General features: G+C 34.9%; 13 protein-coding genes. All 13 read right to left on the minus strand.

Annotated elements, in window-relative coordinates; translation table 11 throughout:
* Position 1: 1 nt before the first annotated feature.
* The 13 genes from QGM60_RS02395 to QGM60_RS02455 all read right to left on the minus strand — a co-directional run bounded on the left by QGM60_RS02395 (position 2) and on the right by QGM60_RS02455 (position 22,449).
* Positions 2–1,237, minus strand: coding sequence for a TolC family protein (locus QGM60_RS02395; protein WP_281138632.1), 1,236 nt, complete (start codon positions 1,235–1,237; stop codon positions 2–4).
* Complete coding sequence (locus QGM60_RS02400; RefSeq protein ID WP_281138633.1) at positions 1,234–4,935, minus strand: efflux RND transporter permease subunit; 3,702 nt, start codon at positions 4,933–4,935, stop codon at positions 1,234–1,236. Before QGM60_RS02400 ends, QGM60_RS02395 begins: the two co-directional genes overlap by 4 nt.
* A 112-nt stretch (positions 4,936–5,047) precedes the next feature.
* The gene (locus QGM60_RS02405; RefSeq protein ID WP_281138634.1) at positions 5,048–5,461 is read right to left on the minus strand and encodes a hypothetical protein; all 414 of its coding nucleotides are present in this window, start codon (positions 5,459–5,461) and stop codon (positions 5,048–5,050) included.
* Between the two features lie 209 nt (positions 5,462–5,670).
* Positions 5,671–7,518, minus strand: a complete 1,848-nt coding sequence (locus QGM60_RS02410; RefSeq protein WP_281138635.1) for a family 43 glycosylhydrolase — start codon at positions 7,516–7,518, stop codon at positions 5,671–5,673.
* Between the two features lie 2 nt (positions 7,519–7,520).
* Positions 7,521–9,215: a sulfatase gene (locus tag QGM60_RS02415; protein ID WP_281138636.1), complete on the minus strand. Its 1,695-nt coding sequence runs from the start codon at positions 9,213–9,215 to the stop codon at positions 7,521–7,523.
* Positions 9,215–10,102: a carboxylesterase family protein gene (locus QGM60_RS02420; protein ID WP_281138637.1), complete on the minus strand. Its 888-nt coding sequence runs from the start codon at positions 10,100–10,102 to the stop codon at positions 9,215–9,217. Before QGM60_RS02420 ends, QGM60_RS02415 begins: the two co-directional genes overlap by 1 nt.
* Positions 10,103–12,673, minus strand: a complete 2,571-nt coding sequence (locus tag QGM60_RS02425) for a glycoside hydrolase family 2 TIM barrel-domain containing protein (protein ID WP_281138638.1) — start codon at positions 12,671–12,673, stop codon at positions 10,103–10,105.
* A gap of 60 nt (positions 12,674–12,733) precedes the next feature.
* Positions 12,734–14,644 (minus strand): discoidin domain-containing protein, encoded by a 1,911-nt coding sequence (locus tag QGM60_RS02430; protein ID WP_281138639.1) that lies wholly within the window; start codon positions 14,642–14,644, stop codon positions 12,734–12,736.
* Positions 14,645–14,691: 47 nt separating this feature from the next.
* Positions 14,692–17,046, minus strand: coding sequence for a beta-glucosidase BglX (bglX, locus tag QGM60_RS02435; RefSeq protein ID WP_281138640.1), 2,355 nt, complete (start codon positions 17,044–17,046; stop codon positions 14,692–14,694).
* A gap of 2 nt (positions 17,047–17,048) precedes the next feature.
* Positions 17,049–17,849, minus strand: a complete 801-nt coding sequence (locus QGM60_RS02440) for a prolyl oligopeptidase family serine peptidase (RefSeq protein WP_281138641.1) — start codon at positions 17,847–17,849, stop codon at positions 17,049–17,051.
* Positions 17,850–17,864: 15 nt separating this feature from the next.
* A complete protein-coding gene (locus QGM60_RS02445; protein WP_281138642.1) occupies positions 17,865–19,232 on the minus strand; it encodes a glucoamylase family protein in 1,368 nt (455 codons plus the stop codon).
* Position 19,233: 1 nt separating this feature from the next.
* Positions 19,234–20,619: a glucoamylase family protein gene (locus QGM60_RS02450; protein WP_281138643.1), complete on the minus strand. Its 1,386-nt coding sequence runs from the start codon at positions 20,617–20,619 to the stop codon at positions 19,234–19,236.
* A gap of 111 nt (positions 20,620–20,730) precedes the next feature.
* Positions 20,731–22,449, minus strand: a complete 1,719-nt coding sequence (locus QGM60_RS02455) for a LamG-like jellyroll fold domain-containing protein (RefSeq protein WP_281138644.1) — start codon at positions 22,447–22,449, stop codon at positions 20,731–20,733.
* Between the last annotated feature and the right edge of the window lie 9 nt (positions 22,450–22,458).

The following is a 22,458-nucleotide window of genomic DNA, read 5'->3' on the forward strand; positions in this document are numbered from 1 at the left end:
TTTATTGAATTAAATAATTGATAATTGTACTTTGTATGTAATATTTTTTAACCGCTTCAATTTGATTGATTTGAAACTTTAATTGCAATTCCTGAATATCTAAAACATCATTAAAATCTATAGTTCCTGTTTCGTAGCTTTTAATAAGAATTTGCTCAGCATCTTTAGCTTGTTTCAGGTTTTTTGTTGCTGTTTTATGACTTATTCTTGCTGAAATTCGGTCGTTTACAGCTTTATCTAACAGCGTTTTTAAACTGTTTAATCGTTCTTGTTTTTGGTAATTGATTTCTTGTTGTTGTAATTCGTTTTGCTTTGAAACCGACTTGTATTTTTTATTAAAAATGGGAATTGACACCGATACCATTGGCATGATAATATCTTTACCATTATCTGAAAAACTCATACCTGGTCTTTCTTGCACATTGATGTAATCTAACCCAAAACCAACCATGGGACTGCTTTCTTTTTGGTTGAGTAATTCTGATTTTTCTATGGATTGATATAACTTATCAAACTTTACTAATTCAGGATGAACCGATAAATTCTCTGAAGTGATTTCAAAATCTTCCAAAGGAATAGTTAAACTATCTACAATTGAAATTTTCGTTTTATTGTCTCTATTTAAAAGATTATTGAAATTAGTTTGTTCTGCTAAAAACTGTTGTTGCAATACATCTTTTAGTTGTTGTAAATCGTTTTGTCTCATTTGAAGACGCAATACATCAACTGCAGATGCTTTACCAACCTCAACAGACGTTAACGCCATAGTTTCGTAGGTTTCCAAAAGTTTGATATTCTCGCTTATTACTTGCTGCGTGGTTTGATTTGCGTACAGATTGTAATACGATTGTGACACCGAAGCCATCAATTTACGCTTAGCAATCACAATGTCTTCATATTTAGCATCTGCCAAAGCGGTTACATAACCTTCACGAGAAGTAATGGTGCCAAACCACGGTAGCATTTGTTTTACAGACACTTTAAACCGTTGTGCGCCTGTCCTTGTTTCAGGTTCACTTACAAAGTAGCCAACGCCAAATTCGGTATTTGGAATGGTATTGACCTCGTTTACTTTTTCTGAAGCTCTTTTGTATTGCAACTCAAATTTTTGAATTTCAGGATTATTCTCTAATGCTTCGTTAATTAATGTTTCTAATTGTTGTGCATTTGCAAAAAGACTCATGAAACAAGAACCAAGAGCCAAGACGAGTTTTATATGTATTGATTTATATTTCATTTTGATGCTCTTTTAATTTTAGACTCAGCTTTCCAGCTATATAAAACTGGCACTACAAATAGGGTTATTAAAGCGATTAACATTCCACCGAAACTTGGTATTGCCATAGGTATCATAATATCGCTACCACGTCCTGTTGATGTTAAAACAGGTAACAATGCTAAAATGGTGGTTGCTGTAGTCATTAAACACGGTCTAATACGTTTTTCACCTGCTTCTACAATAGATGCTCTAATCTCCTTTTTTGTTTCCGGTGAATTTCTGTCGAATGTTTGTGTTAAATAGGTTGCCATTACTACACCATCATCTGTTGCGATACCAAATAGTGCAATGAACCCAACCCAAACGGCGACACTTAAATTAATGGTGTGCATTTGGAATAAATCGCGTAGGTTTTCCCCAAAGACACTGAAGTTTAAAAACCAACCTTGACCATAGAGCCATATCATTAAAAAGCCACCTGCAAACGCTACTGCAATACCTGTAAATACCATTAAGGATGTACCTACTGAACGGAATTGGAAATACAGAATTAAAAAGATGATCGTCAATGCTAATGGTACAACTACCGATAAGGTTTTTTCGGCACGCAATTGGTTTTCGTAAGTTCCTGTAAATTGATAGTTAATGCCTTTTGGTACAATTAATTCACCTGCATCAATTTTGCTTTGAATCATTGCCTGAGCATTTTCTACTACATTTACTTCTGCATAACCATCTACTTTATCAAACAATACATAGCCTACTAAAAAGGTATCTTCACTTTTAATCACTTGTGGCCCTTGTTCGTAACGAATAGTTGCCAATTCGCTTAAAGGTACAGGACTTCCTTTTTTAACAGGAACGTAAATTTGCTGTAAATCGGTTGGGTTAGCTCTTAATTCTCTTGGGTAACGCACACGTACACCATAACGCTCACGACCTTCCACGGTTTGGGTTAATGACATACCACCAACAGCTACTTTTAAAACGTTTTGCACTTCTTCAATGCTTACACCATAACGTGCAATTTTTTCTCTATCAATATCGATTAGCAAATACGGTTTACCCACAATACGGTCTGCAAAAACGGCTTCATCCTTTACACCATCAGCTTCTTTCAAAATGGTTTCTAATTGCATACCAAATGCTTCAATTTCTTTTAAATCTTGCCCTTTTATTTTGATACCCATTGGTGCTCTCATTCCTGTTTGTAACATCACCAATCGGGTTTCAATAGGTTGTAGTTTGGGTGCTGATGTGACACCAGGTAATTTGGTAACTTTTACTATTTCATTCCAAATATCGTCAGGTGATTGAATTTCTGGTCGCCAATTGCGGTAGAATTCACCATCATCGTCTGGGATTAACTGTTCTTCTGCATTAAGAGATTGCCACGCTTCACGCTGTTCCGCTCGCAATGACATACCGTTTTTTAATATGTATTCACCGTCTTCATTGACTTTGAAACGCTGACGTTCTCCTTTATCATTCAACATGTATTCTGGTTTATATTGAATGATATTTTCATACATCGATAATGGCGCAGGATCTAAAGCCGATTCTGTTCTACCAGCTTTACCCACAACAGTTTTTATCTCAGGAATACTAGCTACAGCCATATCCAATTGCTGTAAAACACGCTTATTTTCTTCTATACCAGAATGCGGCATTGAGGTTGGCATCAACAGAAAAGAACCTTCGTTTAATGATGGCATAAACTCTTTCCCAGTGTTTTTCATTATGAAAAATCCTGCAATAACGATAGCTGTCGGGATAGACAGAAACAGTAATTTATTATCTAAACACCATCTTAAAATGCGTGTGTAATATTTTATAAATAATGAGAATATGCCTAATAAACCAAAGCAAATAATAGCTACAAAAATGAGGTTTAAAAAGAAGCTTTCGGTAACACCTAAAGGTCGCCAATATTCTGCTAACAAGAATACTATAGCTGAAGCTGAGATAATGATATTAGTAAGATTCGCTTGTTTATCTGAAATCTTATTTTGAAGATTTAGTAAGACTATTACACCAAAAGCGATGAGTATGATTCCTAACCAATACCCATAAATTATCGCAGCTATTCCTAATACTATCAATACACCATTTAAAGCATATTTAAAATGTTTTTGAATGTTCTTTTTTCGGAATAAAAAGGCTGCAAAAGGCGGAATTATAAACAACGCAACTATTATGGAAGCTGTTAATGCAAAGGTTTTGGTAAACGCCAATGGACGGAATAATTTTCCTTCGGCACCAATCATTGTAAACACAGGAATAAAACTGATAATTGTTGTCATCACTGCAGTTACGATTGCGCCTGAAACTTCAGCTGTAGCATTATAAACCACTGTGTTTATTGGTTGATTGTTTTCGTTTTCATCTAAATGCCTGATGATGTTTTCTGAGAGAATGACACCAACATCTACCATAGTTCCAATAGCAATGGCTATTCCGGATAGTGCAACAATATTAGCATCGACATCAAAGAGTTTCATGGCAATAAACACCATTAATACCGCAACAGGTAATAAACCTGAAATCAATACAGAAGCACGAAGGTTAAATACCATAATGACAATAACCAAAATGGTAATAAGAATTTCTAAAGTTAAGGCTTCATTTAGTGTGCCTAACGTTTCTTGAATAAGTTCCGTACGATCGTAAAATGGCACGATGGTGACTTGTGATGTTCTACCATCTGATAATGTTTTTGTAGGTAAACCAGCGCTTAATTCGTTTATTTTAGCTTTAACATTGTTAATGACTTCCATTGGGTTAGCACCATAACGCGCTACCACAACGCCACCAACCACTTCTGCTCCTTCTTTGTCTAATATACCTCGTCTTGTTGCAGGACCCAAAGAGACTTTGGCAACATCTTTTATTTTGATAGACGTGTAATCTTCTGAGGTTACTACTGCATTTTCAATATCTGCTATTGATTTCACATAACCTAAACCACGTACTAAATATTCGGCTTGATTAATTTCTAAGGTCTGCGCACCAATATCTTTATTACTTTCTTTAACCGCTTTCACAATTTGGTTTAAACCAATATTGTATTGACGCATTAATTCTGGGTTAACATCTACTTGATATTCCTGAACATACCCACCAATGGATGAAACTTCAGAAACACCACTTGCTGAGGATAGCGCATATTTTACATAGTAATCTTGAATACTACGTAATTCGTGTAAATCCCATCCGCCAGTAACGTTTCCGTTTTCGTCACGACCTTCAAGTGTGTACCAAAATATTTGACCTAAACCTGTAGCATCAGGACCCAATGCAGGATTTACGCCTTCTGGCAATAATCCACTTGGTAAGGAATTGAGTTTTTCGAGAATACGACTTCTGCTCCAATAAAATTCAACATCTTCCTCAAAAATGATATAGATACTTGAAAAACCAAACATGGAAGAGCTTCGGATGGTTTTTACCCCTGGAATACCTAATAATGATGTAGTTAATGGGTAAGTAATTTGGTCTTCAATATCTTGAGGCGAACGACCATCCCATTTGGTAAAAACAATTTGTTGGTTTTCACCTATATCTGGAATAGCATCTACTGCTACAGGATTGCTTGGCAAAAAACCTGTATCCCAATTAAAAGGTGCATTTACAGTTCCCCAACCTACAAAAAGAACAAGTAATAATACTGCTACGAGTTTATTTTCTATTAAGAATTTGATGCTTTTGTTTAGCATTGATTTTGATAATTAAACAGTTAGACATTGGTATTAGAACAATACCGAATACAGCAAATTATCCACATAGCAAAGCCATAGGATAGGATAACAACCTCTAAAAGTTTAAAAATCAAATTAAATAAGTCTCGTCAATCTTGAAGATTTGCCTGACGACGAGTGGCGGTTTGTATGCTTCAAAAGAAGAAACATTTTTATCAATATTTTCAAAAAGATTGATATAAGTATAAACAAAGGAAGCGATAAATATTTGTTGCTCAAAAGAAATTTTATCAACGGTCAATTGTAACTCGTCTTGTCCTTCTACTGATAATTGCTTATCATCACAACAACTTTTTTTTGTAATTGAGCAGCTTTTGGTTGAAGGTTTTTCCATTTCCATACCACAACCTTTTGCTTTATGAAAAAATGCGGTTTCCACTAAAGTGTCTCCACAATAATGCATATTAACCGTAAATGACATTGTAGAAAACAACACTACAAATGCCATAGCTAATGATACTATTTTATGGAAAACTTTTTTCATACGTTATGCGAAGTTACGAAATTTTAACAAATACTGATTTAATTAACAGAAGTTTAGATAAGACTATTAATTTAAAATTTAGGTTCATTAGACTTCTTTATAAATCTTATATAAGTTCTTCCAAACCATTAACCAATAAATATCTCACCATCAAAAAGCCGATTCGTTTGAATCGGCTTTTTGGTTTTTTGCAGTATTTTTACTAGTCGTTACTCGATATGTTGTGTTTTACTAAGTTCCGAAATTCCGTTTTCATTAAAAGCTTCAATGGTAAAATAATACGGTGTATCTCTATCTAAGCAGCGCATAAAATGAGAATTAGTATCGTAAACTTGCCAAGATTGGTACAGTTTGTCTGGTGCTATTCCCCAACGTATGTTATACCCTTGTGCGCCATCAACTTTATCCCAAGAAAATGAAATATCTCTACGATCTTTTTCGCGGTTGATTTTAAAGTTAGAGACTTTGTTTGGTGCTTCCCCTAAACCTAATCCGAAAACTCTAACTTCTGACATTGCAAAGTTGTTCCCTGGAACTTTTACATTGTTATATCTAACGTATTTTGCTCTTACAGGTTCGTCTAAAACTAGGTAAGCATTTGGCGCGTCAATATCAGTTTTACTTCTGTCTACAACCGTTTTCCAGTTTTTACCATCTTCTGAAGTTTCTATAGTAAATTGATGTTTCAAACCTTCAACACGTGTATAAATTCCAGAGTTGTGATCGTGATAATTTAGTTGAATGGCGTTTACGGTTCCTTCATTTAACAATTCGATTGTAATCCATTGTTTATCGTCATTAGCTTCGGCAACCCAAAATGTTTTTGGGTTTTCGTCAGTTAAAACGTTTGCTATTATTTGTCCTTCAGCATTCGTTTCTGTTGGGATTTCTTTTACTTCAACTTCATCATCATTAGAGGTAAATTTCATGATTTGTTGAAGCGATGACGATACCGTTACATTTCCTTTATAGGATAGCAGCATCCAACCGTTATGCTGTCCAGCTTTTGTTGGATGATTTGGTCCAAAACGTGGATAATCGCCGTAAGAGGTGTTGCTGTACATTAATCCATCGTCGTCAAAATAGGTAGGAAACATGCACAAACGACGTTCCCATTGTGCATTAGATGCCAACGCCATTGTCGCAAAATGCCAGTATTGACCATTGGTTTGCTTTACTGTAATACCGTGTCCTGCACCATTGGTAAATCCACCTGGTTTAAAACTCATCGGATTATTTTTCATGTAGGTGAAAGGTCCAAGTGGCGAATCGCCAATGTAAACGCCATCTGCATACACGTTAAACTGCGTACCTGGCGCTGCATATTGTAAATAATATTTTCCGTTGTGTTTGGTCATCGATGCACCTTCCATATAACCTTCTTTTAAGGTTGGATGAAAGTTGTTTTCGCCAAAACGTTCCCAACCGTGCTTTTCTTCATCTAAATTTATCAATTCTTCTCTAACGCCAGTTTCTAAAAAGCGGTCGTCTTTATTCAACATTTTTACACGAATAGGATGCACGTTAGAACTTCCCCAATAGAGATACGACTTGCCATCATCGTCAATAAATAATTCTGAATCTTGAATGTTATTTGAAATGGAAGCGGTTGGTGTCCATAATCCTTTTTTAGGATCGTCGGTATATAAAATACTTCCGTAACCAGCAGGATCACCAGCAAAATAAACTAAAGAATCTTTGTAGTTGAATGCTGTTGGTGCGTTGCTTCCTTCAAAAAACCATTGTTGCGGTTTAATGAATTTCCAGTTGACCAAATCTTTGGAATGCCAATACCCAAACGAACGCGTGACGAACATATAATATTCGCCTTTAAACTCAATTACCGCAGGATCTGCACCAGAACGATAGGATTGGTTTCTGGCAGAATTATAAACCATATAGGTGTAGTCGATATCTAGTGGATTGATGTAGGTTTCTGAATATTTTTCTATGACTTCTTTTTTTGTTGAAATTGAAGTGCTTTCTTCTTGATTTTTGACGTCTTCTTTACAAGAAAAAACAGATGCTATAGCGAAGAAAAAAAGTATTTTTTTCATTATTAAAGTTTTTTGTCTGTGTCGGTCATTGGGTCGTAAGATGTACCAGTGTTACCTCTTAATTTTTCAAATTGTTTGTAAGCACGTTCAACTTGTGTTTTTGGTGCTTGCTTAAATTCTTCATCCGTAACCTTATATTGTTCTTGAAGTTTTGCTAATTCTAAGCGTAGCTTATCTTCAATATCGTCATATTTAGGATTGTCAATTTGATTATGAATTTCTTTTGGATCTTCTTCTAAATCATATAATTCCCAAGTATCAATATCATCATAAAAATGCATGAGTTTGTAACGCTTTGTTCTAATTCCGTAGTGTTTTTTTACCATGTGAAACGCTGGGTAATCATAGTAATGATAGTAAACTGCGTCTCTAAAACCTTCACTTTGGTTATGTGTTTTTTCTAACAACGGACGCAACGATTTACCTTGCATATCGTTTGGTATTTCAGCTTCTGCGTAATCTAAAAACGTTTCAGCGAAGTCTAAGTTTTGGGTTAAATCTTCAATAACAGTTCCTGGTTTTATGGCTTTAGGATATTTCACTAATAAAGGCATTGCTAAAGATTCTTCGTACATATAACGCTTATCAAACCAGCCTTTTTCCCCTAAATAAAAACCTTGATCGGTAGTGTAAATTACGATGGTGTTTTCGGCTAAACCGTTTTCTTCTAAATAATTCAGCACTTTTCCAACACCTTCATCTACCGATGCAATGGTTGCTAAATAGTCTTGAAGATAGCGTTGTCCTTTCCACTCAGCTAATGCTTTTCCTGATAAATTGGCATCGTGAAACGCATCATTTTTTGGTTGATAAGCTTTATCCCAAGTAGCGCGTTGTTCTGGTGTCATACGCTCAAAATCGGTTGTCCAAGGATTCCAAGCTAACTCTGGACTGCCTTTTTTCTTAGTCATTTTTAAATCATGACCTTCATACATATCCTTGTAAATGGTTTGCAATTGGTCTTTTGAACCTAAGGAACCTTCGTGAGCTGTAAAATAAGTGTCTGGTAACGGAAATTTTATAGAATCGTATTTATTAACGTGACGCAAAGCAGGCATCCAATTTCTATGTGGTGCTTTGTGCTGTAACATTAACATAAATGGTTTGTCTGAATCTTTAACACGATTTAAATAAGCTAAACCATCTTCGGTAATAATATCTGTAGCGTAACCTTCAATTTGAGTAGTATCGGCTTGTTTTGTTTTCGGATTTAAACTAATAAAATCAGGATTATAATAATTGCCTTGATCTTTTAAAATGTGCCAATAATCAAAGCCTTCAGGATTTCCATGTAAATGCCATTTTCCTATAACTGCTGTATTATATCCTGCTTTTTGTAGTAATTTAGGAAAGGTTTGTTGGCTTCCGTCAAAGCGGTTTCCATTCATTTTAAAACCATTGATGTGGCTAAATTTTCCTGTTAAAACAACAGCACGACTTGGTCCGCAAATAGAATTAGTACAAAAGTTATTTTTGAATAGCGCACCTTCTTTTGCAATTCTATCAATATTTGGTGTTGGTGCTAATTGACTAATGGGATGACCATACGCGCTAATGGCTTGTTCTGCGTGGTCATCTGCCATAATGTAGATGATGTTTGGTCGCTTGGTTTCCTTTGGTATTTCTTGTTCTTTGCTGTTTTCTTTACAAGACTGAAATGCCAAAAGCACTAATAATATGAAAGAAATATATCGCATTACTCTTTAGTTTTTATGATTTTTGTTTGAATGACTTCATCATTAAGGACTGTACGTTCAAAAAAGTTGAATACAATATCTAATTCTTCATAGGGTATTCGAGAAATTTCATGACGTGCCTCTTTGACAATATTGAAATAGAAAGACGTTTCAAATTGCTCTAATTTATCAGCAATAATTTTAGAACCATCTAGCATTATATAACCATCTTTTGTTGGTGCACAATAATGATGTGGCGCATTCCCGTAAGGTACCAGTTGGTCTTTTGTGCCGTGATATAAAACAGTTGGCACAGCATTTTCTGGCGACATATAACTTGCATCAACAATAGCACCAGCACACGAAAAAGCACCAGCAAATTTTACATTACTATACTCTTCAGCATTATCTACAAAATACTCACGCATAAAAACTGCGTTAAGAATACCCTCAGCACCAGCACTACTGCCGCCTGCTATAATTTTTGTAGTATCGATTTGAAACTCATTAGCGTGTTCAACCACATATTTTGCAGCATCCATATAATCGATAGCAGCTTGTTTAAAGGTTTCAAGTTTTTCGTCTTTAGTACAATCACACCCAAAACCTGTTGTTGTCCCCTTTCTTAGTAATCTGTAAGAAATTGAAATCCCAATATAATTTTGCTCTTTTGCAGCGTATTTTACTAAATTTTCATCATCTATATAATCTCTGTGGCCGACTGCAAATCCACCACCATGCATCCAAAGTAACACAGGTAACGTATCTGTTATTTTAATATTTTCAGGCGTATAAACATCCAATTTTAAGGTATCTTTTCCTTTTATGGAATAAGTGTATGTAGCTTTGTTTTGTGCTGAAAGTGATAACACAAAAAAGAATACAAATACTTTTATTATAAATTTCATTTAGTCTATTTTTTCTATTAAAATACCGCTAATAACTGGCAAACCTTCAATAGCGTTGAGTTTTAAAGTTAGTCCTTTTTTTGTTTGAATAATTGCCTGAAGCGTTACACCATACTTTTCGGGATAGGCTTGGGCTAAATTCAATTGTTTTTCGATTAATCCATCGTTAATGTACACATCAAAAATGCGTTGTATTTTATTACTTTCTGAAGATTGTTCTGAAAGGTTATAAATATTTTCGGTTGACTTAATTTGTGGCTCTACGAAGTATAATTTCACATTATAATTGCCTTCAGGAACGTCTAGTTGATATTCTGTACAACCTTCTAACAAGGTTTGAAATAACGGCTCTGCATCAGTGTTTTTTATATTATGTGGCAGACCTTGATTTTTATCTTTGGTCATTCCTAAAGCTGAACCATTTTTATATCCAAACCATTCTTTTTTATATTCTTGGTCTGGTACAAATATGATGTTTTGTGCTTCATCATAAAAGTTGAAATGTGCACCTAAATTGATACCGAAACGTTTGAAATTTTTAAAATCAAAAGCTTCAATTCTATTGACTTTTATTGTTTTTTCTTCGGAAATGCTTTCTGTTGAAACTGCAATAGAATTATTACCATTTGTGAAAGGCATATCAATAGAAACAACACCATTATCAACTTTAAAATCACCTAAATTGTTACCATTCAAACTGACATTGACTTCATTTTGATTGGAATAGATTTGAACAGGAAAAGCTTCCTCTTCAAACACAGTCAATCCTTTTAAATTATCTGTTACGATATAAATAAATGGTACACCTTCATCTAAAACCGATTTGTACCAATAATAAATATCCTTTGGTGTTCTGTCGTATTGCACTAATCCTTTTTGGTTAACGTGCGGAATGGCATCACCACGAAATTCGGAACCAAAATCTGCAAAATTCCATGCCGTCATTCCAGTCATAAACAGCCTATTTGTAATTTGTTTGTAATAGGATTGATGCAGTTTTGCTTGATAATTGGTAGAGAAATCAAACTTTTTTGGGGTTTTGGTGAAAATTCTAACGTCTGCACCAGGACCATATTCCGACAACAATAATGAGCGCTTTGGATAACGTTGATGTTGGTCATCTAAAAACTTTCCTAAATCTTCAATTTGTGCATCATACCAACCAAAATACAGGTTCCAGCCTAAAAGCATTGGCAAATTTGCTATTCCCGTCTCGTTATAAACTTCATTGAGATGACAAGCCATAACCGTAATATGGTTTGGAGCTAGACTTCTGGTTAAATTCTCTAGCTGCTTGGCGAGTTTTAAAGTTGTTGTTTTTAATGCTTTCTTTTCCTCTTCAGTAGATTTTCTATCGAATGCTAAGCGCAGAAAAATCTCATTCATATACCCTAACATCACTACACTTGGATAGTTGTAATATTGTTTTATGTGTTCGTTTTGCATTGTATTTGAAACCTCAAAAAAGGTTTCAGAATCTGTGACTTTATTCACAATTGGTATTTCTGTCCAAACTAAAATCCCAAGCTTATCACAAAGTTCATATAACTCTCTTGCATGCGGATAATGTGCAAAACGAATGACGTTGGTACCCATATTTTTGATGAGATGAATATCTCTTTTTTGCAGCTCGATTGGCACTGCATTTCCGTAGTTTTTATAATCTTGATGACGATTTACGCCAATTAATTTTATTGGTTTTCCGTTTAGGAAAAAACCTTTTTCTGCATCAACTGTTGTCCAACGAAAACCTAAATTAGATAGTTTTTGGTCTAAAACGGTCCCATTTTTATCACTTAAGGTTAGCTGTAATTTGTATAAACACGGATTGTCTGGCGACCATAATTTGGGATTTTTAATTTCAGGAAATGTGACCTCAACTGTTTTAGTTTCGTGACCCTTCAACTTTAAACCTTGATGTTCTTCACGAATTAGGTTTCCATCAGCATCAAAAATTTTAAGCTCTAAATACGTATTGGTTTTGTCTTCAAAATTATCAATTAAGACCTTGACCTTAACACCTGCTTTTTCGTTGGAAACATTGTAGTAATTGACATAAAAACCATCGGACGCAAAATCCTTTAAACTAAAATGCTGCTTTGGGACTTTTATCAATTCGACATCACGATAAATACCACCATAAAAGGTGAAATCTGCATCTAATGGTGGAATATTATCGTTGTGCGAATTATCGACTTCAACTTCAATTAAATTGTACGCATCAAATTTTAGAAATGAAGTGATTTCAACATTAAAGGCAGTGTAACCGCCTTTGTGATTGGTTATTTTTTTTCCGTTTACATAAACGGTAGCTTCTTGATTGACAGCATTAAATTTTAAGTAGAAAATCTGTTCTTTTTCTTTTGAAGACACAAAGATTTGCTTTTCATAAAAGCCTAATCCTCTACGGTAACCAGCCTCGTCATCAAATGCATCTTTAGCATTCCAAGTATGCGGAATATTGACCGTTTGCCAATGGGTTTTATTTTCAGAATATTGCCAACCATAATTAATTGTTTTTGATTGAGAAAAACACAAAAAGGGGAAAGCCACATAGAAAAACAAGTACATAATTGTTATTTTGTTTGTCGTATGTGGCATAATTAGCTATTAATCTAAAAAGTTTATTTGCTATTTTATATTTATTACTTTTGTACGCTCTGACACTCCACTTTCGTTAAAAGCCTCAATTGCAAAATAATATTCGGTGTTTTTATCCATACCTCTGAAATCGTAAACATCATTTTCATAAACCATAATACTATTGTATAGTTTATCTGGTGCAATTCCATAATAGATATTATAACCTATTGCATCAGCTTTCTTTTCCCATGAAATCATAGCATTTCTAGAATCTTGCTGACTTCTATCCACCTTAAAACCCGTAATCGATTTTGGTTTTTCTGACAGCCCATTTCCAAAAACCCTAAAGTCTGAAACAGCAAATAATCCTGAGGCATTATGGATATTCACCATTTTAATGTAGCGTGCCTGGATTGGTTTTGTTAGTTCTACATAATCATGTGGTACATCCTTATCATTCTTAGATTTATCAACTACTAAAGTCCAATTCTCAGCATCATCAGACATAAATACTTTATACTGGTAATAGATATCCATTGCTTTATTGAACTGAGTTGCTTTATGATCTGCATAATTGATTTGCAATGCATTTACTTGCATTTTTTTACCTAAATCTACTTGAAGCCATTCGCCCTTATCTCTGGTCGATGCTGACCAATAGGTTTGAATATTCTCATCCGTTAGGTTTGAAGCATCATAACAGATTTTTTCAAATACCTTTTTACCACCATGATCCATTCTATTAGTTTCGACATCTTGGCATTTTTCAAAAGAAGAAACTGTCACTGGTTTTTTGTAAGACAATAACATCCAACCCGTAGAAGCCCCTTTTGTATGATCTCTACTTTCCGTAGGAAGCATAATTGGAAAATCACCATAAGCAGTTATAGAATACATGATATCATCTTTATCAAAACCCGCTGGAAACATATCAATTCTACGTTCAAAACGGTCTTTTACAGAAATCTTACAGGTTCCTGTGTTCCAATAATTCCCATAGTTATCAGCAAACGTATTACCATGACCTGCGCCAACTACAAAACCTCCAGGCTTGTATGACATTGGGTTGTGCTTTTGATACTCAAACGGACCCAATGGATGGTTGCCTACGTGAACACCATTTGCATAGCCTTTAAATTCGGTTCCTGGCGCACCATATTGCATATAGTATTTACCATTATGCTTAGTCATCCAAGCTCCTTCAATAAAATTTCCCCAAGGTGCTGGTTCCATATCATTGTTTGGTCCAAAACGTTCCCAACCATGTTCTGAAGGGTCCAGACCTACAACATTTTTGATTTCTCCATATGGCTTTTGAATATCCTCTACTTCGGTTGCTTGATAAAGCTTTTCATAATCGGCTTGATCTCCTTTTGGCAACCATGTATCATAGTCTACTTCTACTCCTACAAGAGGTAATTTCCCACTAGAGCCATAGTACATGTATACTTTTCCATCATCATCTTGAAAAATTGCAGGATCCCAAGTTGGTAACATTGCTGTATTGACGTGTCTTGTCCATCTTCCAGATTTTGGATGAGCAGTTTTCCAAATAGGATGATCTTTTTTCCAAGTTGAACCAGCATAAAACAAAGTATCGTTTACCACCCAAGCCGCTGGCGCACATTGGTCGTTTTCATCTGGATCTCTCTGAAAACTTCCGTAAACAAAATTCCAGTCAGACATATCTTTACTCCAGAAAAAACCTGCTTGGTTAGTAGCAAACAAATAATATTCGCTTTTGTAGGTAATAATTACAGGATCTGCACTTGAACGACGAGACACAGGAATATTATTATGGTTTTTGGTAACATAATTGTATCCAATATTTATAGGATTACAATACGTAGTTGCTGGTTTATCAGGATCGAACCACTCAGTTTTACCATTTGACTGTGCTGACAAATCAACATAAGTCGCTAATATTATAAAAATAAAGAAGAATTTCACCTTATTCATAATTTTAAATATATCAGCTTGCTTAAGTTCATAGATCATTATTAATCCTACTTTTCAGTTAGTTCAAACTCTGATATCATTTTAGTATTAGAATCTGTACCTACAAAAACTTGAAAAGTTCCTGGTTCGGCAACAAAATCTAAGTCATAGTTATAGAATTTTAAATCTTCAACAGAGATATTGAATGTTACAGTTTTGGTTTCACCTTTTTTAATTTCAACTTTTTGGAAACCTTTTAGTTCTTTAACTGGTCTTGTTACCGTACCAACTAAATCTCTTATATAAAGCTGTACTACTTCTTTACCGTCATAATTACCAGAATTAGTTACATCTACAGAAACCGAGATCTCACCGTCCAAATTAATTGATTTTTTATCTAATTTTAGATTTGAATAATCAAACGTTGTGTAGCTTAATCCATAGCCAAATGGGTATAAAGGCTCATTACGAACATCTAAATAGTTGCTTTTAAATTTCTCAAAATTACCTTGATCATTACCTAATGGACGACCTGTATTTTTGTGATTGTAAAAAATAGGAACTTGACCAACATTCATAGGAAATGTTGAGGTTAATTTTCCTGAAGGGTTTACATCTCCAAATAATACATCTGAGATGGCTAAACCTGCTTCACTACCAGGAAACCATACGTTTAGTATTGCAGGAACATTATTATTTTCTTCAACTAAAACTAACGGTCTTCCTGTAAATAATACTAAAACAACAGGTTTTCCTGTTTTTAGTAAAGCATTTAATAAATCTTTTTGTACTTGTGGTATTTCTAAGTTGGTTCTACTACTACTTTCTCCGCTATATTCTGCAGCTTCACCAATAGCAGCAACAATAACATCAGATTTGTTAGCAATAGATAAAGCTTCGTCTAACAATTCTTGGTCAGATCTTCCATCACGTGGTATATCTTTACCAAACATGGTTCCTCTTTTTTCTAATTCAAGGTCATAATCTACATTACTTCCTTTTGCATATAATACAGTGCCTTTATCTCCAACAACTGTTTTTAAACCATCTAAAACCGTATTTGATTTTTCTTGGTCTGTAGATACACTCCACGTACCAGCCATATTTACAGCGGTATTGGCTAATGGTCCAACTAAAGCAATGGTGCTAGATTTTTTTATAGGTAATGTTTGGTTTTCATTTTTTAATAAAACCATAGATTCTGCAGCAACTTTACGTGCAAAATCTTTATTTTCTTTAGTAGCAACTTCAGTATTTGCTCTGTTCTCATCACAATATTTGTAAGGATCATCAAAAAGCCCTAATTGATATTTAGCTGTTAAAATTCGTTTTACAGCTGTATCAATATCTGTTATGCTAATTTTACCTTCGTCTAAAGCTGTTTTTAGGTTTTTTATAAAAGCAGCGTCAATACCAGGTGCATCACCTGCCATATCCATATCTAAACCAGCTTTTAAAGCTAGAGAAGTTACGTCAACACCATCTCCCATACCGTGAGCTCTCATTTCGTAAATACCAGTATAATCTGAAACTACAAAGCCATCAAATCCCCAATTATCACGTAATAAATCGGTTAATAACCATTTGTTTCCTGTTGCAGGAACACCATCAATTTCGTTAAAAGACGCCATTACAGAACCAACGCCTTCTTCTACAGCAGCTTTATAAGGTGGTAAATATTCATTATACATTCTTATACGGCTCATATCTACGGTATTATAATCTCTACCAGCTTCTGGTGCACCGTATAATGCAAAGTGCTTAACACAAGACATTATGGTGTTATTTGCAGCTAAATCGTTTTGTTGATAGCCGTTAACCATTGCGCGAGCGATTTGACTTCCTAAATAAGGATCTTCACCGTTACCTTCAGAAATTCTTCCCCAACGCGGATCACGAGATACGTCTACCATAGGTGAGAACGTCCAGTTAATACCGTTGGCACTAGCTTCGGTAGCTGCAACTTGAGCGGTTTTTTCAATCATTTCCATATCCCAAGAAGAAGATAAGCCTAGCGGAATAGGAAACGTAGTTTTAAAACCATGAATCACATCCATACCGAAAATTAAAGGAATACCTAATCGGCTTTTTTCTACTGCTATTTTTTGAACTTCGTATATGTTTTTGTGATCTTTTATATTGAAAAGTCCTCCAATTAAACCGTCTTCAATTTTCTTAACAACGTCTGTACTTTTAGAAGCGCCAGTTGTAATTGGACCTGTTGCAGGAAGATTTAACTGACCTAATTTTTCATCTAAAGTCATTAAGTCAATAATTGAATCGACTTTTTCTTGATAAGGGTTTTCACTTTTAGAACCTGAAACAGATTTACTTTCTGTATTGGTATTACAAGAAAAAATGGTAATAACACCAAGTGTAACTGCTAAGGATTTTATGTTTTTAGTTAGTCTAAGTTTTGTCATTTTTATTTTTTTGATTTAGAGAAAAGCCATTTTAATAATTCTGGTTCTGCGAATGTTGGATCCCAACTGTTATGATTAGCAAAATCGTATAATGTAAATTTTGGATAACCTCCAGCATTTAAAAATGCTGAAACCATATCAATAGAACGTTGTGGATCTACCACATTATCCTTTGCACCATGAAAAACCCAAAGCGGTAAAGTTTTCGCATAGCTATCTACCGAATTTGGATTTCCACCTCCGCAAATAGGAATTGCTGCGGCAAACATTTCTGGTTTTCTATGAATGATTTCAAAAGTACCCATACCACCCATGGACAAGCCCATAACATAAACCTGATCTTTTTTGACATAAGGTTTTGATAGGGTTTTATCCATCAAATCCATAACTAAACTCATCGCTGTTGTTGGACCAGTTTCGTAATTAAAGTTCAAGCCAATAGGATTTGTAGATCTATCCACATCTACTTTTGCCCAATAATCCTTTTTCGGACATTGAGGTGCTATTATTATTGCTGGAAATGAGTCTCTTGTTTTGGTATTTAAAAACAAACTACTACCATGCACTAGCTGTTTTTCATTGTCACTTCCTCTTTCACCTGCTCCATGTAAAAACAATAAAACAGGATATTCTTTATCTGTTGAAAAATTTTCAGGCAACAACATTCTGTATTGCAGTGTATCACTACCTACAATATGAGCTTCATACGAAAACGTTTCTTTAGGTAATATTTGAGCTTTTTTAGTTGCACAAGAACTAAAGACAAGACTACAAAGCAGTATAAGAATGAAAAATTGTCGCATATTTATAATTTATATTTAATAGCTAAAGCCTAAAGCATTTAAACCATTTTGAACATCTTCATTTTGCATGAACAGATTCCAAAATAATTGTGTTCTATAATTTTCTATCATAATAATTTCTGGACCCTGATCAATAGCCAAATAACGTTCGGTTACCCAATCATTATAATGAGGGCTAAAGGCATCGTAAAATCCTGCTGGACCGAGTAGAATATCATTTTTACTGTAGAAGTAATGCATCGCAGCCAATGATTTTTCTGGTGTGTACGGAATTGAACTTATTGCTGCTGTTGGCGAAATAACACCTGTATCATTTCCTGGACTGTGAGCTGTGTAACCAACTGAGCCATCACCATTTCTTGTATAACTAGCTGTTAATCCCCAACAATCAACACCATAATCGACATAATTATTAGGATTATTTACGCAATGCTGATAGTTAATATTGGTATGGTTTACATTTAAATCCCAATAATTTGCATATTGATCTGTTAGATTTCTAGGGTCTAACCCTAAGTAAGAATAATGAGCCCAAAACAATGGACCTGTACCAGAGCCAGCGTGATCTAGTATCAAAGGAATATTATATTGGCTTCCACCTGAAACAATAGCACCATTATTAGCCCAACCTTGATGATAAACCTCAGCTTCAATTGAATAATCTGGTGAAGCAGCACCTAAAATAAAGGCAATCAAAGTTTCATTATAACCTTGTAGTTCTAAATTAATTGCAAAACCATCACTAGGACTCCAGTGCCAATACAATGCATTTTGGCCTTGTGTATACCAATCCCATTCTACATCTTTCCATAACATGTCTGCTTGAGCTGCAAGCGCTTCTTCTTCTGGCGTAGCTCCATCTGCTTCTAGATACTCTTTAACACAAATTAAGCCTTGCGCCAAAAATGCAGTCTCCACTATATCACCACCATTATCTAAAGCACTAAAAGGTATAGCATTACCAGATCCACCATCTATCCAATGTGACCATGCACCATGGAAACGATCAGCTCCTTCGAAGAAATCTACTATCTGACTAAGTCTAGCAACACCTTCTGCTCTTGAAATATATCCTCTTTCAATTCCAACTATTATAGCCATTAGTCCAAATCCACTCCCACCAGTAGTTACTACGTTCTGACTGTTAGATGGATCATTAGGGTGATAACGCTCTTTTGCAGCACCAGAATTAGATTCTGCGTAGTCCCAGAAATATCTAAAAGTTGTTTCTTGAGTCAAATCCATAATTTCTTCATCTGTCAATGGATCTACCACAACTGGGTCATCATCATTTGGATTATAAGGTTCCTGATAACCTGGACCATCGTCATTACCACAACTAAAAAATAATATTGCTATAAAAAGCACTTTGTATAATCTCATTTTATTTATCTCTTTCTATTTTAAAATCAAGCTTTTTTAAACCTGCTTGCACATCTTTATTTTTCATGAACAAGTTCCACAATAAACCTGTTCTATAATTTTCTATCATTACAGGAATAGGACCTTGATCGATAGCCAAATATCGTGGTAAGTACCAATTATCCTCTAGACTAAACGCGTCATAAGGCCCGTACTTACCTACTAGACTATCATGATTTTTGTATATATTTTCTAAAACATTCATACTGGCTTTTGGTGTGTAAGGAAAAGAAGATAGGGCTGCTGTTGGTGATACTACACCCAAATCTTCACCTGGTCTGTGACCAGCATAGCCTTTTATAGAATAACTAGAGGTTAAACCCCAAAGGCTATCTCCATATCCTTTGTAATTTTTCGGATTATTGATGGCATACTTATGATGGATTTTAGCATGATTTTGAGTTAATTTCCAATAATCGGCATACTGATCTGACAATCCTTGTGGGTTTAAACCTAGATATGAATAATGCGCCCAGAATAATGGTCCGATAGGATCATCACTATGTTCAAAATAATCCAACACTAACTCTTCATCATAATATTTATCTTCTGAAACTATATCTCCACCTCTAGCCCAACCTTTTTCATAAACAGACTTATTGACTGAATGTGTAGGAGAAGATGCCGCAAGAACATACATAATTAGACATTCATTATAACCACCAACTGGAAAGTTCATTTCCCAATTATACTCAGGTGACCAATGCCAGTACAATACATCTTCACCATTCTTGGTGTACCAATCCCACTCTACTTCGCGCCATAATTTGTCTATTTTCTCACGAAGTTCATTTTCCTTAATGTTATCTTCTTGAAAATATTCGGAAACTGTCAGCAATCCTTGGATTAAAAAAGCCGTTTCAACTAAATCTCCTCCATTATCTTTTTTTCCAAAAGGCACAACTTTTCCCGTCTCACCATTTATCCAATGTGGCCAAGCACCATGAAAACGATCTGCTTTCTCAAGAAAATCTACAATTTTGATATATCTATCTAAGGCTTCCTCTTTTGGCACAAACCCTCTTTCTATGCCAACTAAAATTGCCATGAGCCCAAAACCACTTCCGCCTGTAGTTACTGTATTTTTTGGAGATGTTGGGTATACATCATCCATATGAAAACGCTCTCTTGCTAAACCAGAATTAGGTTCAGCGCCACCCCAAAAATAATTGAATGTTTGGTACTGAACGGTATCCAACAACTCTTCATTAGATAAGTGACTATACTTCCCTTCTGGTTTCGTTTTTTCTGTTACTTGCTGTTTTTCAGATTTATTTTGGTTTTTACAACCAAGAATAACAAAGCATAACAGTATAAAACTGAGCGATATTTTATAGAATGTTTTCATTTAAAATTATTAGTAAGAATTTAGCGACACTTTAATGAAAAAATGCCGCTAAAATTAAATAAGGATAATTCAAAAAATTATTTAGACTTAAACCAATTGAAATATGAAATTTTATAGCATATCCTGTATTTCTGTCTCAGACAAAGCAATGTTGTAAAATCTGAGCTCATCTAAAGCACTTAAATCAGACAAGTGATTCCAGTAGCTAAATGTCTCACCACCTGCACCTATTGTAATTTCTGTACAACCTGTCCAATCTACACTTGAAGACAAAGTAGAAGATAATTGCTCTACTCCATTAAAATAAATTTTACTTTCTGTAGCAGATACTGTAAGCGCAACATGTACCCAATCTCCTGTAGTAGCATCTAAAAGTCCACCATCATTCCAGCTCTCGCCACTTCCAATACCTACATTCGCTTTAATTCGTTGTTCTGTTGCACTTCCTTCTCTAAAAAGTCTAAACCCTTGATTTCGATCATCAGCATCATCACCAACCGTTATAATACCCGATCTATCAGGTGTTGAGTTAACGTTGTACCAAAATGTAACACTAAATGCGTCATCACCAAATACACCTTCTATAGGGTATGTTAAATATGAATCTGTGGCTCCCATATAGGCATCAGAACCTTCATAACTTACTCCAGCAAAACTAGGTGTTCCAACTTCTGTTGCCGATGCGTAAGTCATTAAGTTTGTATAAGAACCATCAAAAGGCATATAGAATGTTTCACCATTATATAAAGGCTCGTAAGGATCTGAAGCATTAATCATAGTTTGAACCTCAGCCTGAGTAAGTGTTGTGTTGAATAATCTTAACTCATCCATAGAACTATTATCAGATAAATGATTCCAATAGCTAAATGTTTCACCACCTGCACCTATTGTGATATCAGTACAACCTGTCCAATCTATAGGAGCTGTTGGTGATCCTGTATTTACTGGCACACCGTCTAAGTATATTACGGTTTCTGTTGGAGATATTGTAAAAGCAACATGTACCCATTCTCCAGCAGCAACATCTATTACTCCACCATCATTCCAACTTTCAGCTGTACCAGTTCCTACATTCAGTTTTATTCTTTGCTCTGTAGCAGAACCTTCTCTAAATAATCTAAATCCTTGATTTCTATCATCAGCATCATCACCTACTGTCAATATTCCTGATCTGTTTGGTTCAGCATTCACTTTATACCAGAAGGCACCGCTCATATTAGAACCGAACATTAAATCATCGATTGGAAAGGTCAAATACGAATCTTCAGAAGCTCTAAAAGAATTTGAACCATCAAATGCTTCACCTGCAAATTCAGGAGTCCCAACCTGAACTGGATCATCCAAGGATACTAATTCGGTAAAAATACCATTAAATGACATGTAAAAAACTTCACCTGGGAAAATTGGTTCGTAAGGTGGTGCTTTTTCAAATGTAACTGAAGAAGTCGTAGAGTTACCAGCTATATCTGTAGCTGTTACAGACACTGTATGCTCACCTGTTGTTACATTATCATAAGTAAGCTCTCTTTCTACAATTCTATAATCTAAAAATGTATCATTACTTCCATTGTAAGATGCTATTTGATCACCATCATAACTTACAGTTATTGATGCTACCTCTATATCATCCTCTACTCTAAAAGAAATATCTATTGGCACTACCAATTCAATAGTATTAATTTCATCACCTTCAGATGGGTATAAAATATCTACTATAGGCGCACCAGCATCTGGTCCTGGATCTACTTCTGTTATTGGGTCTATACCATCATAACAAGACGTTACAAGTATTAAACTAAACAGATATATAAATTTATTTATTGTTTTCATATTAGTTAT

Source organism: Winogradskyella sp. SYSU M77433 (assembly GCF_029911945.1).
Taxonomy (GTDB): domain Bacteria; phylum Bacteroidota; class Bacteroidia; order Flavobacteriales; family Flavobacteriaceae; genus Winogradskyella.

What these genes read in the sequence shown, in the direction of transcription:
- QGM60_RS02395 (WP_281138632.1), bottom strand. Translation starts at nt 1,237, where the DNA reads ATGAAATATAAATCAATACATATAAAACTCGTCTTGGCTCTTGGTTCT.
- QGM60_RS02400 (WP_281138633.1), bottom strand. Translation starts at nt 4,935, where the DNA reads ATGCTAAACAAAAGCATCAAATTCTTAATAGAAAATAAACTCGTAGCA.
- QGM60_RS02405 (WP_281138634.1), bottom strand. Translation starts at nt 5,461, where the DNA reads ATGAAAAAAGTTTTCCATAAAATAGTATCATTAGCTATGGCATTTGTA.
- QGM60_RS02410 (WP_281138635.1), bottom strand. Translation starts at nt 7,518, where the DNA reads ATGAAAAAAATACTTTTTTTCTTCGCTATAGCATCTGTTTTTTCTTGT.
- QGM60_RS02415 (WP_281138636.1), bottom strand. Translation starts at nt 9,215, where the DNA reads ATGCGATATATTTCTTTCATATTATTAGTGCTTTTGGCATTTCAGTCT.
- QGM60_RS02420 (WP_281138637.1), bottom strand. Translation starts at nt 10,102, where the DNA reads ATGAAATTTATAATAAAAGTATTTGTATTCTTTTTTGTGTTATCACTT.
- QGM60_RS02425 (WP_281138638.1), bottom strand. Translation starts at nt 12,673, where the DNA reads ATGTACTTGTTTTTCTATGTGGCTTTCCCCTTTTTGTGTTTTTCTCAA.
- QGM60_RS02430 (WP_281138639.1), bottom strand. Translation starts at nt 14,644, where the DNA reads ATGAATAAGGTGAAATTCTTCTTTATTTTTATAATATTAGCGACTTAT.
- bglX (WP_281138640.1), bottom strand. Translation starts at nt 17,046, where the DNA reads ATGACAAAACTTAGACTAACTAAAAACATAAAATCCTTAGCAGTTACA.
- QGM60_RS02440 (WP_281138641.1), bottom strand. Translation starts at nt 17,849, where the DNA reads ATGCGACAATTTTTCATTCTTATACTGCTTTGTAGTCTTGTCTTTAGT.
- QGM60_RS02445 (WP_281138642.1), bottom strand. Translation starts at nt 19,232, where the DNA reads ATGAGATTATACAAAGTGCTTTTTATAGCAATATTATTTTTTAGTTGT.
- QGM60_RS02450 (WP_281138643.1), bottom strand. Translation starts at nt 20,619, where the DNA reads ATGAAAACATTCTATAAAATATCGCTCAGTTTTATACTGTTATGCTTT.
- QGM60_RS02455 (WP_281138644.1), bottom strand. Translation starts at nt 22,449, where the DNA reads ATGAAAACAATAAATAAATTTATATATCTGTTTAGTTTAATACTTGTA.